Genomic DNA, 16,093 nt, shown 5'->3' on the forward strand with positions numbered 1-16,093 from the left:
GAACGACACCCCGACGCTTGCGCCGACCTCACAAAGCCGCCGGGCCATACCGGCGTGAAAACTTGACGGCCATAAGGATATCGGCTATCGAACAGCAATGGATAGCGTTATCCAAGAGGGAAAGACGCGCGATCTGCGAGCGATTTGGAGCAGTGATTTTCGCGCAATCGGAGCGCGAGGAAAAGCTGGTGCAATTTTTGCGATGGATGGACAGCGCTGTCCATACCTATAGGGTCGAGAAACCGGGTCACGCCAAGACGCGGATCTCGGGGACGGATATGACCAAGATCCCCGCTCATGGGATCCTCGGTCCCGGCGCGACGCCATGTGGGGGCTTCGGCTCGAGTTAGACTATCTCAATACACAAAAATACAGAATACGAAGTGGAGGGAAACGCGAATGAAGTTGACGGCAGGTGTTATTGTTGTGGCTTTTCTTGGATCGACAACAGCGCCACTCGCACAGGACAAGTTTCCTGCAAAGCCTATCACGGTCGTCATTCCCGCCGGCCCCGGCTCATCGACCGACACCAATGCACGACTTGTTCTCAACAAGATCGAAAAGCAGGGGTCGTTGGGCCAGCCTGCGGTCGTGGTCAACCAGACCAGCGCCCCGATTGCGGCCACGCGCGTCAAGGATGCGCGCCCGGATGGTCACGAACTGCTCGTCTATCATCTTGGTCTGATGGGGACCCAGGCCGTGGGCAAGATCGGCTTTGGCGCGGAAGCCTTCAAGCCCATCGCGCAGACCGGCAGCACCGCCTTCCTCATCGTCGCCGCGGAAAAGGGCCCCTATCCCGATCTGAAGTCGCTCGTGGAAGCTGCGAAGGCTGCGCCCTCGAAGATCACCGAGGCGAACAGCATCGGCGGCGCCAGTCACATCGCGACACTGGCGCTTGCGCAATCGGCCGGGTACACGCCCCGTGTCGTCCATGTGGGCGACGGTCCCTCGCGCCTGCAGTCCGTCCTCGGCGGTCACTCCGCCTATACGGTCGTCTCGCCTCCAGAATACAAGGGTTTCGCGGGCACGGGCATCAAGGCGCTGGCCGTGCTGGGATCTCAGCGCAGCCCGGATTGGCCCGACGTCCCATCGACCGCCGAACTGGGATACCCCGTCGACGTCTCTGTCGATGTCTGGTGGCTTGCGCCGTCTGATACGCCCCCCGCCGTCGTGGAGACGCTCGCGAGTGCGGTCGAAAAGGCGATGGGCGACGCCGAGCTCCAGGAGGCCTTCAAGAAACAGGGCATCAATCCCGTGTTTCTCCGCGGCGCGCCACTCGCCGACAAGCTGTCGAATATTACAGCGCTTGTGAAGCCGATGGGCGCGGCGCTCGGCGGACAATAGGCATCATCTGAGACAGGATGCTCCCATGCGTGGCGGGGAGAGAGGTATTGACCATGTCATCCCCGGCCAGGGAACGGCGAGCTGACCTTGCCTTCATGATCATCGTCTTTGTCGTCAGCGCGGCTGTGCTGGTGGAAGCCAGCCGCCTGCCGGCATCCCGGTTCGATCCCCTGGGGCCCGGCGCCTTTCCGCTCGGCATATGCGTCCTGCTCCTTGTCCTCACGGCCGTCGGCATCGTGAAGGCGCTTATGGGCCACTCGCTTGGGCGGGCGGAGACGTCCCTGCTGACCGGCGTCGGGCAGGAGACGGACTACAGGCAGCACCCGTGGCTCGCCGTCGCGCTCTATCTCTCGACTGTCATCTATGTGTGTGTTCTCCAGTTTGCGCCTCTCCATTTCACCTGGCCGACCGCGGCCTACGTCATCGCCGCCTCTCTGCTGTTGAGCCGCAGCCTGGCCAGGCGCACCCTGCTCGCGGCGCTTGTCGTTGGCGCCAGCGCCAGCGCGATCCTCACCTATATCTTCGCGCATATCCTCGTTGTCGCGCTGCCTTAAGGCACCAGGGGCGTCCTGAATGCTTGTCGATGCATTTGTTCATCTCCTTTCGCCATCCATGTTGCTGATGATGTGCGGCGGAGTTCTTCTCGGGATCGCCATCGGTGTCCTGCCCGGCATCAACACCGGCGCACTCATGGTGCTGGTGCTCCCCTTCACCTTTTCGATGAACAGTGTTGATGCAGTTGTGCTGCTGATCTCCCTGTTCGTGGGCGGTGTCAGCGGCGGTCTCGTAACCGCGACATTGATGCGAATTCCGGGCGAGCCCAACGCCATCATGACCTGCATGGACGGCTATCCCCTCGCCAAGGCGGGATTTGCCGGGCGCGCGCTTGGCCTCGGCAACGCCTCATCGATCGTGGGCGGGGCCCTATCCTGGGTGGCGCTGGTGGTGCTGACGCCTCCGCTCGCGCGCGTCGCCGTCGTCTTCGGCCCCTGGGAGATTTTCGCGGTTGTCTGCATGGCGCTGGTGCTGATCGCCTCGCTCAGCCGCGGCTCGTTGCTGAAGGGCCTGATTTCGGCCCTCCTCGGCATGTTGGTGGCGATGCCGGGCCTCGATCCGTCATCGGGCGCGAACAGGTTGACGTTCGGCTGGATCGAGCTGACGGGCGGCCTCGATCTTCTCCCCGTCATTCTCGGCATTTTCGCCATCAGCCAGTTGATGTCCGATACCGTGAACATCGAGGAGGAGAACGCGGGCCGGCTGAAGGTCACGATGAAGGGCGTGCTGATTTCGGTGCGGGACTACATCACCCACGGCTGGAACATGATACGCTCCGCGTTGATAGGCATAGGCATCGGCATTTTGCCGGGCGTCGGCGCGACGATCGCCTCGGTGGTCTCCTACACCACCGCCAAGAATGTATCACGCCATCCGGAACAATTCGGTCAGGGCAGCGAGGAAGCGATCGTTGCCGCTGAATCCGCCAACAACGCCACCACGGGCGGCACGCTCATTCCGCTCCTGGCGCTCGGCATACCCGGTGGCCTCGCCGATGCGGTGTTGCTCGGCGCGCTGATGATCCACAATCTTGCGCCGGGGCCCATGCTCTATGTTCACAATCCGGAAATCGTGAACGCCATCATGGCCGCCCATCTCGTGGCCCATGTGCTGATGTTCATATTCATGACAGCGGGCGTCATTCTCTTCGCGCAACTGATGAAGATATCGCGCGTCTGGATATTTCCGATCGTCCTGGTGATCTGCATCATCGGCGCCTATACCGTCAACGGGCGCATGTTTGATGTCTGGGTGATGCTTGCCTTCGGGGTTGTCGGCTATGCGCTCGAATACTGCAAGGTTCCGATCGCCCCCCTCGTCGTCGGGCTCGTCCTTGGTCCCCTCGCGGAGCAGCATCTGCGGACCGGCCTGATGGCGTCCGGCGGGGAGATCGGCGTCCTTCTCGATCGTCCGATCGCGATGACCTTCCTGGCTGTCACGCTGCTCGCCCTGCTCTGGCCCCTGGCGCGCAAACAATTCAGAAGGCCCCTTCCCGCCTAGCCATTGAGAGGCGGCATCCCTTTGAAATCGCGGCGGGAAAGCGCGCCGCCGGAGCCTGTGTGCAAAATCACAGAACCGTTACAAATGTGCAAGATGGCTGACATGCAGCGTCGCTAGCGTCCGTCGCGTCGCCCCGTGACAGGAGTTCGCATGCGCCGTCTTCTCGCCCCTATGGCAGCCCTCGCCCTCTTCGCCGTCGGCCAGGCCCAGGCCGCCGATCCCGTGACCATCAATTTCTGGCACTATCAGACGTCCAACCGTGAAGATCTGACGAGAACAATCAACGACTTCATGGTAAAGAACCCGGACATCAAAGTCCGTGAGCAGTTCAAGGACAACAACAATCTGGCCACCGAAGTCCAGGCGGCAGCCCTTGCCGGCCGCGCGCCGGATGTCGCCCAGCTGCTGAGCCGCCTGACGATCGGCCTCGTGATGAACACGAAGCCCGTCGCCCTCGACAGCGGCCCGGACAAGGGCGCCTTCCTCAAGAATGTAGCCCCGAATTTCCTCACCATCGGCACCTACCAGGGCCATCCTTACGCCGTGCCGCACTCCTTCGGCACGCCGATCGTGTACTACAACAAGGACCTGTTCCGCGCCGCCGGGCTCGACCCGCAGAAGCCGCCGCGGACCTGGCAGGAGATGCGCGAGCTCGCGCGGCAGATCAAGACGAACACGGGCAAGCACGGCCTGTTCGTCTCCACCGGTGGTCGCGACGTCGGCCCGCAGCAGATGATCGTCAATACCGGCGCCGACATGCTGTCCGCCGACTTCAGCCGCGCCACCTTCGCGACGCCTGATGCCATTGCCTCCATGCAGCTCTGGCAGGACATGGCCGTCACCGACAAGTCGCTCGCCGTCTTCACCGAGCGTGAGAACACGTCGCTCTTCATGGCCGGGCAGATCGGCATGATGGTGACATCGGTCGCCAGCTTCCAGGGCGCCAAGCGCAGCACCGAGGGCGTCTTCGAGCTCGGCATCGGCCATTATCCGACGTGGAACGACAAGCCGCGGCGCGTCCCGAATTCCGGCGCGGCGCTGATGGTGTTCTCCCAGGACGAGAAGCGCCGTGAAGCGACATTCCGCTTCCTCGCCTATCTGATGCAGCCGGAGGTCAGCAACCGCTGGGCCGTTGAATCCGGCTATCTGCCGATCGCCCCTGGCGCCCAGCAGGCCGAGGTCATCAAGCAGGCCGTCGCCAAGGAGCCGCGCTGGGGCGTTGCCGTCGCGCAGATGGATGACCTTGTCGCCACGGCCCGTTGGCCCGGCAGTCGCGTTGTCGAGATTCAGATCGTTCTCGAGAACATGGTCCAGGCGCTATGGCAGGGCAAGGCTCCGGCATCGGAACTGGTGCCGGCAGCGGAAGCGGAGATCTCCCGGCTGATCGCCCAAGGTAGCTAAAAGGCAGCTAAGACACTGATGTCTGCTGCACCCTGAACAACTGAAGCCGTCATTCCGGGGCCTCGCGTCAGCGAGGAGCCCGGAAAGACGATGTGCCCCTCTGCGAAATCGACATGCGCCGGCTCCATCCCGCCCTCCCCAGGAATGTCTCATGACTGACGCGATTGACAGTGCACCTGTCGCTCTTCAAGGATCGGCACGACGCCGTCGACGGCTCGACATCCGGCCTGCCGCCTTTCTCGCGCCCTTCATCGTTCTGCTCGGGGTGTTCACCTATTGGCCCCTGGTCGACACGGTCTATCTGAGCTTCATGAAGCTCAACACCAATGCACCCGCGAGCTTTGTCGGAGTGAACAACTTCCGGGGTGTTCTCGACAACAGCCAGTTTCACGACGCCGCGATCAATTCATTGATCTACGTATTCGTGTCGATTCCGTTGAAGGTTCTTCTGCCCATTCCTCTGGCGGTCTTCATCTGGACTATCGGTGAACGTGCGGCGAACATCTACAAATCGCTTCTGTTCCTGCCGACCCTGCTGAGCTTCGTCGTCGTTTCCATCGTCTGGATATGGCTGCTCAATCCGGTGATGGGCTTGTTCCAGTCGCTCATCCGTCCGTTCGGCCTGCAGATGCCCGCCCTGTTGTCCGATGTCGGCACCGCGATCTACGTCATCATCGGCGTCGGCGCCTGGAAGCTCATCGGCTTCAACGTGCTGCTCTACCTGGCGGGTCTGTCGAGCATCGGCCGGGACTATATCGAGGCCATGCGGCTCGACGGCGCGGGCGACTGGACCCTGCTGCGGCGGCTCATCATTCCCCTCCTCTCGCCGACCATCTTTTTCGTGTTGATCTCGACCGTGGTCTTCACCATCCAGCAGGTCTTCACACCCATCGATGTCATGACGGAGGGCGGCCCGCTGAATGCGACCACCAACCTGTTCTATGTCGTCTACCAATACATGTTCCAGAGCTTCAATGTCGGCTACTCCGCCGCCGGAACAGTCATTCTATTCGTATTCCTCGGCGCGTTGACCGTATTCAAGGTCCTTGTGATCGAGAAGCGTGTGCACTATTCCTGAGGTCATCCCCATGATGAAATTGTCGCGGCCCTGGGCCGCCACCGGGCAGATCATCCTTTTCATCACGGGGCTGTCCATCGCTATTCCGCTGCTGCTTGTGCTTGGGACATCATTCAAGCCCGCGAACGAGATCTACGCGGGCTATCCCTGGCCGCTCAATCCGACCTTTGAAAACTACCGCGAGGTGTTCGACAAGCTCCCCTTCGGCGCTTATCTCCTCAACAGCGCCGCGACCACCGCCCTGCGCGTCACCGGCCAGCTCATCATCGCGCTGCTCGCCGCCTATGCCTTCGCGCGCTACCGATTCCGCGGCCGGGCCTTCGTCTTCGCGCTGGTGCTGGGCGCGATGATGATCCCGCACCAGCTGACCTTCCTGCCCGTCTACCTGCTCGTCAACAAGCTAGGCTGGTTCGACAGCTGGGCGGCGCTGATCGTGCCGAACCTCGCCATGCCGCTCGCCGTCTTCCTGCTCCGCCAGCATCTCCTCTCATTTCCCCGCGAGCTCTACGACGCCGCTTCCATGGATGGGGCCGGCGAATTGCGCACCCTGTGGTCCATCGTCCTGCCCAACATCAAGCCGGTGATGGCGGCACTGACCATCGTGCTATTCGTCGACTGCTGGAACGAATACTTCTGGCCGTTGGTCGTGACGGAGACCGAGAACGCCATGACCGCGCAGATCGGCGTGCGCCGCTTCCTCGACGCGGAACGCGGCGACGACCTCGGGCCCCTCATGGCGGCCGTCACGCTGATCAGCCTGCCGGCGGTCGCCGTTTTCGTCCTCTTCCAGCGCCAGATCATCAACACCTTCGTCTCTGTCGGCATCAAAGGATAAGCCATGGCCTCCATCAGATTTGCGGGCGTCCGCAAGGTCTTCGACGACTTCGTCGCGGTCGAGAGGCTTGATCTCACCGTTGCCGACGGCGAGTTCGTGGTCTTCGTCGGCCCTTCCGGCTGCGGGAAGACAACCTCCCTGCGTATGCTCGCCGGCCTCGAGGACGTAACCGACGGCCATATCTGGGTCGGCCCGCGCGATGTCACCGCAGACCCGCCGAAGGCGCGTGACATGGCCATGGTTTTCCAGAACTACGCGCTCTATCCGCATATGACCGTCGCGGAAAACATCGGCTTCTCCCTTGGGCTGCGGGGTGTGCCCAAGGCGGAGCTCGCCCAGCGTGTCAGGGCTTCGGCGGAGATGATGGATATCGTGCATCTGCTTGAGCGCCGCCCCCGGGAACTTTCGGGCGGGCAGCGCCAGCGCGTCGCGGTATGCCGGGCCATCATTCGCAATCCGAGCGTTTTCCTGTTCGACGAGCCCCTCTCGAATCTGGACCCGCAATTACGTACTTCGGCGCGCGGCGAGATCCGCGCCCTCCAGCGCCGGTTGGGCGTCACCTCCGTCTATGTCACGCATGACCAGATCGAGGCGATGACCATGGCGGACCGCATCGTGGTGATGCGGGATGGCCGCGTCCAGCAGATCGGCACGCCGGAGGAGTTGTTTGAACGGCCGCAGACGATATTCGTCGCCTCCTTCATCGGCGCGCCACCCATGAATATCGTCAGCGGAACGGTCGAGAACGGCCGGGCCTTTGCCCTCGGCCGCCTGGTCGATGCGGGCTCGCCGGCCAAGGGCCTCAAGGTCGGGGTTCGGCCGGAGGACATCAGCTTTCGCGAACTCAACGGAAACGACGGGGCGGCCTTTCGGGTCGACCAGGTCGAGATGATCGGCTCGGAATCCTTGGTGCACGGCGAAGTCGGCATTGAGCGCCTTGTCGCACGCGTCGCGCGACACCTCGCGCCACGCGCCGGCGAAAGCGTCGGATTCGACTGGCCGATCGGCCAGACCCACATGTTCGACCCGACGACGGGGAACAGGATCGCCTCCAGCATGGAACTTGCCGCATGAACGTATTAGCCCCTCCTTCCGTCCGCCGGCTGGACCTTGATCCGTCAATCACGCGGTTTCTGTTCCTGCGCCACGGTCGCACCGCCTACAACCTGCAGCGCATCGTTCAGGGCCACACCGATATTCCGCTGGATGCCGTGGGCCGTGAGCAGGCCGTCGCCGCCGCCGAACTGCTCGCCGGCCGTGGCGGAATCGCCCGTATCGTGTCGAGTGATCTGTCGCGGGCGAGCGCGACGGCGCAGGCCGTGGCGAGCCGCCTTGCCCTGCCGCTCCTGCTCGATCCGGATCTGCGAGAACGCGGCTTTGGCCCGTTTGAGGGCGGGCCGGCGATCCCGGGGCTCTGGTCGAGGGACGCGGAGGACATGGAAACCCTCGAGGCGTTCTCGGGACGTATCGCGCGCGCCCTCTCGCGTCATCTCGACACGTCCTCATCCCTCCTGGTCGCCCATGGCGGTGTCCTGCGCGTGCTCGGCCTCATGCTCGGCGTGACGATTTCCGACGACCTCGTGCGAAACGCCGCGCCGCTGGCCTTCAGCCGGACCGACGCGGATTGGCAGGTGACGGATTGGCAGGTGACGGACTTGTCCGTCGCGATCAATCTCTGACAATGGATTTGGCAAGCATGGCACAGGATTTTCGTATCGTTCAGGTCTCGGATCTGCACCTGAGCGGCACACGCGCGCGCTATCAGGACAACTGGGAGATCACGCTGGAGTGGATCGAAGCCGAGAAACCTGATCTCGTCGTGGTCAGTGGCGATGTCGCTTTGTCGGACCCCGATGTGGTCGACGATCTCGTTTTCGCGCGGCGCCAGCTCGACCGCATCAACGTGCCCTGGCGGGTCATCCCGGGCAACCACGATATCGGCGACAACGTCGTGTCGGGCGGAATGGCCAAGTCGGTCGACGTCGAGCGACGGCAGCGCTGGCTTGACCTCTTCGGACCCGACTACTGGCATGAGGCCTGCGGTCAGTGGACGGCGATCGGCGTCAATGCCCAGATCCTGAACTCCGATGGTTTGTCCGCCGAGGAGGAGCAAAGCGAATGGCTGGCGCGGACATTGGCCGGGATCCCGCGCGAGCGGCCGATCGCGCTCTTCGTCCACAAGCCGCTGTTCATGGATCATCCCTCGGAGGCGAGCGTCACCTCGGATTGCCTAGATCCCGAGGCGCGCCAACGCCTGCTGCGCCCCTTTGCCGACAAATCGTTGAAGCTCGTCGCTTGCGGTCACAAGCACCAGTACCGCTCCTTTGGCATCAACGGCGTCGTCCACATCTGGGCGCCCGCCACGAGCGCCGTCAATCACCCTCCGGAGGTGAAAATGTGGGGCCTGCGCGAGGTGGGCTTTGTGGACATTCGCCTGAGCGAGCACGGCATTCGGCAACGGCTCGTCGGACGCGACATGCTGTTCCGCCACGAGTCCTACATCTACGCCAATGAATATGGCTCGGCGGCGGCAGGACCGGAGCAGCCGGTCTCCCGATGACACCTCCGGATAAGGACAATCATGAGCCCGCCCGCGGGGAAGCGCTGCCTCTTGGCGGCGGCGAGGAAAGCCGGCTGCAGCTCGCCACCCGCGTCGCCTGGATGTATTTCATCGAGGGATTGAAGCAGGAGGATATCGCTGTCGCCCTGGGCATCAGCCGCATGCGCGTCAATCGCCTGCTCGCGGCGGCGCGGGACGAGGGCCTGGTGCGCATCGACATCACCTCTCCCTTTCGCAGCAGCGCCGACTGCGAGGGGCGCCTGCGGGCCGCCTTCGGCCTGCGCGAGGTGGTGTTGGCGCCGACCGCGTCGAAGCCGGACCAGATCGACGTGGTCGTCGGCCACGCGCTCGGCAGCTACCTCAACGGACGGCTCGCCAACGGCATGACCGTGGGCGTGCATCATGGGCGCTCGCCACACGCCATGTTCCAGGGGCTCAAGCCCGCCGTGATGCCGGATACCGCCATCGTCGCCCTGAAGGGCAGCCTGTCGGCGGAAGGCCGGATGGCGCCCTATGAGACGGTCGCGCGGCTTGCCCTGACGCTGCAGGCCAGTTGCTACCAGCTCGCGGCGCCGAGTTACGCCCGCACGACTCAGGAACATGAGCTGTTCACGCGCCTGCCGATGGTCGAGGCCGTCATGCGCCGCGCCGCGGCCTGCGACCTCGCGATCCTCACCGCGAGCCGTATCACCGACGACGGCGGTCTGGTCGGCTATGGCTACATCAGTCCTGCCGAAGCGAAGGCCCTGCGCGAACGCGGCGCGGTCGGCGCCGTGCTCGGCACCTTCATCGATGCCGACGGGCAGGTCATCGACCACGAGCTCAACCATCGGCAGATCGGGCTCGGCTTCGACGACCTCGCCGCCGTGCCTGAGGTCATCCTGACCGGCGCCGGCCCCGGCAAGGTGCTCGCGCTCCGGGCCGCGCTGACGCGGCGGCTCGCGACCGTTTTCGTGACCGACGAACAGACGGCGGAGCAGATTCTGGCCGCGTGAGCCGAGACACGGTTTCATGCGCGGTTTCATGGCGGAAGGACATCGTTCCGTCCGTCATCGCCGCGCGACTGGACCCCGCTCCGCTCCCGAAGGACAATGCCCAAATGGTCGCCTGACCGCCATGACGTGAGAGCAATCCATGGGCGTAGCATTTCTCCATTCGCGCGGGACCGAGATGCCGATCAAGATCCCGGCCATAGGGCTCGATCTCTTCGTCCGCATGCCCCCGGACGCGAGTGATGGCGCGGTCTGCATCATCGAGACCATCAACGCGCCGAACGCTGGTCCGCCCAGACATCGCCATCGGGAAGCCGAGATATTCCGTGTCATTGAAGGTCGCTATCTCTACGAGGTAGACGGACGCCGCTTCTTCGCCGAGGAAGGAGACATCGTCAGTATTCCGGGGGGCGGGGTACATGGCTTCGTCAATGTCACGAGCCAGCCGGCACGGCAGCTCGTGATGATCATGCCGGCGTTCGACGCGCGCCGTTTCTTCACTGAGCTCGGGCAGATCATGGAGCATGGGCTCCCCGACGCGGCGCTCCTCAACGCCTTTGGCCAGCGCTGGAACGTGGAATTCCTGGGGCCCCCGGTTCGGGCGACCGACGGGACGCGTGAACCATGATGCCGTTGGAACGGGCGATGCATTCGATGGAACCACAAAGCCCACGAGCGATTGAGCTGTCGGAGGTAAACGCGATGGCCCGACGCTCCTTCTGGAAAGGGTATCTCAAGCTTTCACTCGTCACCTGCGCAGTGTCGATGACCCCCGCTCTGTCCGAGAGCGAGAAAGTCCGGTTCCATACGCTCAATCGCAAGACGGGCAATCGCGTTGTCAGCCGATACTTCGATTCAGGCAGCGGCAAGCCGGTCGCCGAGGACGAGGCGGTCAAGGGTTACCCGCGGGGCGATGACGAGTACGTCATGCTTGACGATGACGAACTCGAGGCTGTCGCACTGGAAAGCACCCGCACCATCGATATCGAGACCTTCGTTCCGATCGATAGCATCGACTGGATCTGGTACGACAGGCCCCATTATCTCACGCCGGACGACAAGGTCGGCGAGGAGGCCTATTCGGTCATTCGCGATGCGATGGCGGCGACGAACACCGGCGGGATCGCCCGGGTGGTGATGTATCGGCGTGAGCGAGCCGTTCTGCTGAAGCCGCACGACAACGGCATCGTGGTCTGGACCTTGCGCTACGGCGACGAGGTGCGCGAGGGCGCCAGCCACTGGCCTGACCCGTCGAAGAGCAAGCCGGATCAGAAATTGCTGCGCCTGGTCAGCCAGTTGATCGACGAGCGGACGCGTCCCTGGGATCCATCCATGGCGGAAGACCCGGTCCAGGAGAAGTTGCTGGACATCATTGCCGCCAAGAAAAAGGGACGTAAACGCCCGGCGGCGCGCAAGAGCGAGCCGGCACCGCCAACCAATGTCATCAACATCATGGACGCCCTGAAGAAGAGCATCGCCTCCGAGAAACAGACGAAGGGCCGTTAGGTCTGGCTTGCCTTTATCCGGTCTTCTTGCCCGCCGCCTTCTTGCGGCCGCGCCGCGCGGTCTCCAATGGCGCAGCCGCGCGATGGAAGCCATCCCAAGGGTCGCTGGTGAGCGCGGCCAATCGCGTCGGCATGGTCTCGACCGTGAAATAAGCAGGCCCGATGGCGGGCCCTAACTCCTCCCACGCAATGGGTGCCGAAACCGCGGCACCTGGCCGGGCTCGCGTGGAATAGGGCGCGACCGCGGTCATGCCGCGCTGGTTGCGCAGATAGTCTATGAGGATCTTGCCGCGTCGCTTTGACTTGGTGATCGTCGCGACATACCGGTCGGGATCTTCGGCGGCCATGGCATCGGCGAGTGCCTTGGTGAAGGCCTTCACGGCTGGCCAGTCGGCTTTCGGCTTGAGCGGCGCAACCACATGCAATCCCTTGCCGCCCGACGTCTTGACGAAGGCGGCAAGCCCGGCATCCGTCAGGCGCTGACGCACCTCCTGCGCGGCATCGATCACGGCTTGCCAGGGCACACCTTCGCCGGGATCGAGATCCATAACGATCCGGTCGGGGTGCTCCCAATCGGTCACGGTCGATCCCCAGGGATGAATTTCCAACACCGCCGACTGCACAAGTCCGATCAGCCCGTCGAGATCGTTGATGCTGATCAGCGGCTGTTCATCCACGTCCTTGGGATCCTTGATGAGCACGATGTTCGGGTTCAAGCCCTTCCAGGCATGCTTCTGGAAGAACTTCTCGCCCGTGATGCCGCTCGGGCAGCGCAGAAGCGCGAGCGGCCTTCCCACGAGATGAGGCGCGATATGACGCCAGACCTCGGCATAATAGTTCGCCAGGCCTTCCTTGGTGACGCCCTCATCAGGCCAGTAGAGGCGATCGGGATGGGTGAGCTTGACCCTTCGGCCCGGTGAGGACGGCGCCTTGGCAGCTTGTTTCGGTACTTCGCGTATGATCTCTCGGGCATCCTTGTCCTCCCGCAGCCCACGGAAAGAAGCGTGGCGCAGGTGCCCATCCGCGGTCCAGGCGCGGAACTCGATTTCCGCCACCAGCGTAGGCTGCACATAGCGGACCTGACGTCTTTCCTCCGCTGTCAGGGCTTCCGTGAAGGGACTCGACGGAATGCGGATGCTCTCCAGCTTGCGAAACAGATCCTCCGCGATGGCTCCCGTGAAGCCGGTTCCCACGCGGCCGACATGCTGGAGCTCATCGCCGTCATAGACGCCGAGCACGAGCGAGCCGATGGCGCGCGAGGACACCGTGGACGGTACATAGCCGGCAATGACGAATTCCTGCCTCGCCGAGCACTTGGATTTAACCCAGCTTTTGCTGCGGCCATCTCGATACGGGGCGTCGCGTAGTTTCGAGACAATGCCCTCAAGGCTCAGCCGGCAGGCATGGCGCAGCACCAGCGCGCCACTTTCCATGAAATGACCGCTGTAACGGATCAGTCCGTCATTGTTCGTGCCGATGATCTGTTCGAGCAAGCCTTTGCGCGCGGTCAGGGTCAGACCGCGCAGGTCATAGCCATCGAGATAGAGCAGATCGAAGCCATAGAAGAGAAAATGATCAGTGCGCCCCTCACTGAGCGCTGCCTGCAAGGCCGAGAAGTCGGAGGCGCCGGCACCGGTTTCCACAATGAGTTCGCCGTCGATGATGGCGCTATCGAGCGGAAGCGCCTTGAGCGCGGCTGGAACCGCCGCGCCGAACTTTTCCGTCCAGTCGAGACCGCTGCGCGTCAGCAGCTTGACACTGCCAGCCTCGATACGCGCCTGGAGCCGGTAGCCGTCGAACTTGATCTCATGGAGCCAGCGCTCGCCAGCCGGCGCTTTGGCGACAAGCGTGGCGAGCATCGGCGGAACAAAATCAGGCATCCGCGCCTTCTTGGCCCCCTTGACCGTCGAGGGGTCCGGGGCCTTGCCATGAACCGGCCCGGCTGAGGCCTCCGGCTTGACGGAAGGCGCGGTTTGGGCAGGCATCTTCGCCGATTTTCTGATACGTCCGGTCTTTGAGGACCAGCCCGGAGCCTCACCAGCCACATCCGCGACTTCTCGGCCCGTTTTCACCGATTCCGGGCGTTCCTCCAGGATGTCGGTGGCGTCCTCGGGGCGAGCGAATCCATCCTCGCCCTTGATGAGCAGCCAGTTCTCGCGCTTTTCCCCGGGCTTGCCGTGCATGCGCACCAGATGCCAGCGGCCACGGAGCTTCTCACCATGAAGCTCGAATTCGAGATGACCCTTGGAGTAGCCCTTATGGGCATCCCCTATGGGCGACCAGGTGCCGCGATCCCACACGAGCACGGTCCCCCCGCCATATTCCCCCTTGGGAATGGTGCCCTCGAAGTCGCCATACTCAAGCGGATGATCCTCGACATGGACGGCTAGTCGCTTCTCCCCGGGCACAAGGCTCGGCCCCCGCGTCACGGCCCAGCTCTTCAGAACTCCATCCATCTCGAGCCGGAAGTCATAATGGAGCCGGCGCGCGTCGTGCTTCTGAATGACGAAACTGTCACCCGATGCACGGGATCGTCGACCGCGCGGCTCGGCAGTTGTGCGGAAATTGCGCTTGCTGCGGTAGGTTTCAAGTTGGTTGACCATGTCAGACCGCTCCTGTCAGCCAGCACGGCGTCGCGCCGACGCGGTCTTGGCCTTGGCCGTGGTCACTGTCTTCCTGTTCGAGCCGGCTGAAGATTTCCGCCCTGGGCCGTCCTTCGCATCTTTCGCCGGCTTCGCCTTTCGGCCACGCGCGGATTTACGTGTTCCCTGATCGAGACCCGCACTTTCACGCAAAGCTTCCATGAGATCGACGACCTTGCCGGCGGGACGGCGCTTCGGTGCGACTATCTTCCGGCCTTCCAGCTTCGCCTTCACGAGCTCGGCAAGCGCGGCCTCGTAACGGTCCTCGAAGGCAGCCGGATCATAGACGCCGGCTTTCGTCTTGATGATATGCTCGGCAAGTTGAAGCATCTCACCCTTGATGCGCAACGACGGCACATCGCTGAAGGCATTGTCGGCTGACCGGACCTCGTAGTTGAAATTCAAGGTCGTGGCGATGAGGCCGTCGCCCTCGGCGCGGACGATAACACTGCGGACACGCCGGAAGAGAACGGTCTGCGCCAGGGCGGCGACCTTCTTCCGGCTCATGCCCTCTCGGATCAGCACATAAGCCTCTTCCGCCTCCCGGTCAGCGGGCGCGAGGAAATACGGCCGATCGAAATAGATGTCGTCCACATCGCTGCAGTGAATGAAGGCCGAGACTGCAAGGGTCTTGTCGCTTTCAGGAACGGCGGCCGCCACTTCTTCGGGTTCGAGAACGACATAGTCTCCTTCGCCTGTCTCATAACCCTTGACCTGATCCTCCCGATCAACGACTGCGCCGGTTTCGCTATCCGCGAACTGACGTTGCAATCGGTGGCCAGTGCGCCGGTTGAGCATGTGGAAAGCGATGCGATCTGAACTCGAGGCAGCCGTGTACAGCGCAACGCGACAACTGACTTCCCCAACCCGGAGGACACCCTTCCAGTTAGCACGCGTGCTTTCTGATGCTGTCATCAGCATAATCCCCGGGTCTCATTCCCTTCATCTCGCCCTGCGTCTCGGGCCCGCGCCAACAAACTGGGGGCAAGCGTCATTTGGGCTTAACGGCTACCTCTGCTGGAGGTTCCAACAGCCTGCCTAAACAGCAAAACCCAAATCAGAGAATAAACGCACGAAGATCGCTGCAAATCGTTGTCAACGGAAAGAGATCGCCACGCAGGGAGCGCATCGCGACGCATCGCGATAAAATTCCATCGCTCTGCGGAACAACGGTTCGAAAAATTTGTTGTTACTTATAATATCTATAGCAGGCATTAGGGGAGAAGTTCTCGGGTGAAATTATATATTTTTTCGAGAGCGCGATATCCATTGATGTGTTGGAGTTATGCCTAGTTCCTGCATTGCCGACGCGCAAAGACAATATCGACTGCGGCAGGAAATTCCGTATGACTTTCAACCACCTGGCCGGTCGTGGTGGCTTGAAGCTTGATCGGGAGATTTAGGAGGCCTTTCTATGGAACGGAACGCGGAACTGCGCGCGAAAACCCAATCCGAAGATTTGAAGGGCGGAGATCCAATCCCACCCATGCGCGCTGACGACCATTCGACGGCTGATCCCGCTGTGCAGACACCAGTCGAGGCGCGACAGGGCTTTCTCGACCGGCCTGTCTTGGTTGTTCTGATCACGGGACTGGTGCTTGCCGCGCTGGCGTGGGTTGCGGTCGAGGTCTTCGCCGCATAGGCCCCGTGGCTCCGCCGAAGCTTTTCTCCCGCGTCGTCG

15 protein-coding genes are annotated in these 16,093 nt (G+C 62.8%); 13 read left to right on the top strand and 2 right to left on the bottom strand.

What is annotated here, in order from left to right; all coding sequences use genetic code 11:
• Positions 1-399: 399 nt before the first annotated feature.
• The 12 genes from KIO74_RS23510 to ku (KIO74_RS23565) all read left to right on the top strand — a co-directional run bounded on the left by KIO74_RS23510 (position 400) and on the right by ku (KIO74_RS23565) (position 11,771).
• On the top strand, positions 400-1,344 hold the full coding sequence (locus KIO74_RS23510; RefSeq protein WP_213337299.1) for a Bug family tripartite tricarboxylate transporter substrate binding protein: 945 nt from the start codon (positions 400-402) through the stop codon (positions 1,342-1,344).
• Positions 1,345-1,397: 53 nt separating this feature from the next.
• The gene (locus KIO74_RS23515) at positions 1,398-1,898 is read left to right on the top strand and encodes a tripartite tricarboxylate transporter TctB family protein (RefSeq protein WP_249731557.1); all 501 of its coding nucleotides are present in this window, start codon (positions 1,398-1,400) and stop codon (positions 1,896-1,898) included.
• A 19-nt stretch (positions 1,899-1,917) separates the two neighbouring features.
• Entirely contained in the window at positions 1,918-3,399 is a 1,482-nt protein-coding gene (locus KIO74_RS23520; protein ID WP_213337303.1) for a tripartite tricarboxylate transporter permease, read from the top strand.
• A gap of 150 nt (positions 3,400-3,549) precedes the next feature.
• The gene (locus KIO74_RS23525) at positions 3,550-4,800 is read left to right on the top strand and encodes an ABC transporter substrate-binding protein (RefSeq protein ID WP_213337304.1); all 1,251 of its coding nucleotides are present in this window, start codon (positions 3,550-3,552) and stop codon (positions 4,798-4,800) included.
• Positions 4,801-4,951: 151 nt separating this feature from the next.
• Entirely contained in the window at positions 4,952-5,878 is a 927-nt protein-coding gene (locus KIO74_RS23530; protein ID WP_213337305.1) for a carbohydrate ABC transporter permease, read from the top strand.
• A 10-nt stretch (positions 5,879-5,888) separates the two neighbouring features.
• Positions 5,889-6,713: a carbohydrate ABC transporter permease gene (locus KIO74_RS23535; RefSeq protein WP_213337306.1), complete on the top strand. Its 825-nt coding sequence runs from the start codon at positions 5,889-5,891 to the stop codon at positions 6,711-6,713.
• 3 nt (positions 6,714-6,716) lie between these two features.
• Positions 6,717-7,787, top strand: coding sequence for an ABC transporter ATP-binding protein (locus KIO74_RS23540; protein ID WP_213337307.1), 1,071 nt, complete (start codon positions 6,717-6,719; stop codon positions 7,785-7,787).
• Positions 7,784-8,392, top strand: coding sequence for a histidine phosphatase family protein (locus KIO74_RS23545; protein WP_213337309.1), 609 nt, complete (start codon positions 7,784-7,786; stop codon positions 8,390-8,392). Before KIO74_RS23540 ends, KIO74_RS23545 begins: the two co-directional genes overlap by 4 nt.
• A 17-nt stretch (positions 8,393-8,409) precedes the next feature.
• Entirely contained in the window at positions 8,410-9,273 is an 864-nt protein-coding gene (locus tag KIO74_RS23550) for a metallophosphoesterase family protein (protein WP_213337312.1), read from the top strand.
• Positions 9,270-10,268: a sugar-binding transcriptional regulator gene (locus KIO74_RS23555; RefSeq protein WP_213337315.1), complete on the top strand. Its 999-nt coding sequence runs from the start codon at positions 9,270-9,272 to the stop codon at positions 10,266-10,268. The genes KIO74_RS23550 and KIO74_RS23555 overlap by 4 nt, the downstream gene beginning before the upstream one ends.
• A gap of 139 nt (positions 10,269-10,407) precedes the next feature.
• Complete coding sequence (locus KIO74_RS23560; RefSeq protein ID WP_213337319.1) at positions 10,408-10,893, top strand: cupin domain-containing protein; 486 nt, start codon at positions 10,408-10,410, stop codon at positions 10,891-10,893.
• A gap of 74 nt (positions 10,894-10,967) precedes the next feature.
• Entirely contained in the window at positions 10,968-11,771 is an 804-nt protein-coding gene (ku, locus tag KIO74_RS23565; protein ID WP_213337321.1) for a non-homologous end joining protein Ku, read from the top strand.
• 13 nt (positions 11,772-11,784) lie between these two features.
• Here the strand turns inward: ku (KIO74_RS23565) and ligD are convergent, their stop codons facing one another.
• Together ligD and ku (KIO74_RS23575) are read right to left on the bottom strand one after the other, a co-directional pair.
• Positions 11,785-14,373: a DNA ligase D gene (gene ligD, locus KIO74_RS23570; RefSeq protein ID WP_213337324.1), complete on the bottom strand. Its 2,589-nt coding sequence runs from the start codon at positions 14,371-14,373 to the stop codon at positions 11,785-11,787.
• A gap of 15 nt (positions 14,374-14,388) precedes the next feature.
• Positions 14,389-15,327: a non-homologous end joining protein Ku gene (gene ku / locus KIO74_RS23575; RefSeq protein WP_213337327.1), complete on the bottom strand. Its 939-nt coding sequence runs from the start codon at positions 15,325-15,327 to the stop codon at positions 14,389-14,391.
• A 499-nt stretch (positions 15,328-15,826) separates the two neighbouring features.
• Here ku (KIO74_RS23575) and KIO74_RS23580 point away from each other — a divergent pair, with 499 nt between their 5' ends.
• Complete coding sequence (locus tag KIO74_RS23580) at positions 15,827-16,054, top strand: hypothetical protein (RefSeq protein ID WP_213339358.1); 228 nt, start codon at positions 15,827-15,829, stop codon at positions 16,052-16,054.
• Positions 16,055-16,093 lie beyond the last annotated feature (39 nt).

It is taken from the genome of Chelatococcus sp. HY11, assembly GCF_018398335.1.
Lineage (GTDB): Bacteria > Pseudomonadota > Alphaproteobacteria > Rhizobiales > Beijerinckiaceae > Chelatococcus.

What these genes read in the sequence shown, in the direction of transcription:
- KIO74_RS23510 (WP_213337299.1), top strand. Translation starts at nt 400, where the DNA reads ATGAAGTTGACGGCAGGTGTTATTGTTGTGGCTTTTCTTGGATCGACA.
- KIO74_RS23515 (WP_249731557.1), top strand. Translation starts at nt 1,398, where the DNA reads ATGTCATCCCCGGCCAGGGAACGGCGAGCTGACCTTGCCTTCATGATC.
- KIO74_RS23520 (WP_213337303.1), top strand. Translation starts at nt 1,918, where the DNA reads ATGCTTGTCGATGCATTTGTTCATCTCCTTTCGCCATCCATGTTGCTG.
- KIO74_RS23525 (WP_213337304.1), top strand. Translation starts at nt 3,550, where the DNA reads ATGCGCCGTCTTCTCGCCCCTATGGCAGCCCTCGCCCTCTTCGCCGTC.
- KIO74_RS23530 (WP_213337305.1), top strand. Translation starts at nt 4,952, where the DNA reads ATGACTGACGCGATTGACAGTGCACCTGTCGCTCTTCAAGGATCGGCA.
- KIO74_RS23535 (WP_213337306.1), top strand. Translation starts at nt 5,889, where the DNA reads ATGATGAAATTGTCGCGGCCCTGGGCCGCCACCGGGCAGATCATCCTT.
- KIO74_RS23540 (WP_213337307.1), top strand. Translation starts at nt 6,717, where the DNA reads ATGGCCTCCATCAGATTTGCGGGCGTCCGCAAGGTCTTCGACGACTTC.
- KIO74_RS23545 (WP_213337309.1), top strand. Translation starts at nt 7,784, where the DNA reads ATGAACGTATTAGCCCCTCCTTCCGTCCGCCGGCTGGACCTTGATCCG.
- KIO74_RS23550 (WP_213337312.1), top strand. Translation starts at nt 8,410, where the DNA reads ATGGCACAGGATTTTCGTATCGTTCAGGTCTCGGATCTGCACCTGAGC.
- KIO74_RS23555 (WP_213337315.1), top strand. Translation starts at nt 9,270, where the DNA reads ATGACACCTCCGGATAAGGACAATCATGAGCCCGCCCGCGGGGAAGCG.
- KIO74_RS23560 (WP_213337319.1), top strand. Translation starts at nt 10,408, where the DNA reads ATGGGCGTAGCATTTCTCCATTCGCGCGGGACCGAGATGCCGATCAAG.
- ku (WP_213337321.1), top strand. Translation starts at nt 10,968, where the DNA reads ATGGCCCGACGCTCCTTCTGGAAAGGGTATCTCAAGCTTTCACTCGTC.
- ligD (WP_213337324.1), bottom strand. Translation starts at nt 14,373, where the DNA reads ATGGTCAACCAACTTGAAACCTACCGCAGCAAGCGCAATTTCCGCACA.
- ku (WP_213337327.1), bottom strand. Translation starts at nt 15,327, where the DNA reads ATGACAGCATCAGAAAGCACGCGTGCTAACTGGAAGGGTGTCCTCCGG.
- KIO74_RS23580 (WP_213339358.1), top strand. Translation starts at nt 15,827, where the DNA reads ATGGAACGGAACGCGGAACTGCGCGCGAAAACCCAATCCGAAGATTTG.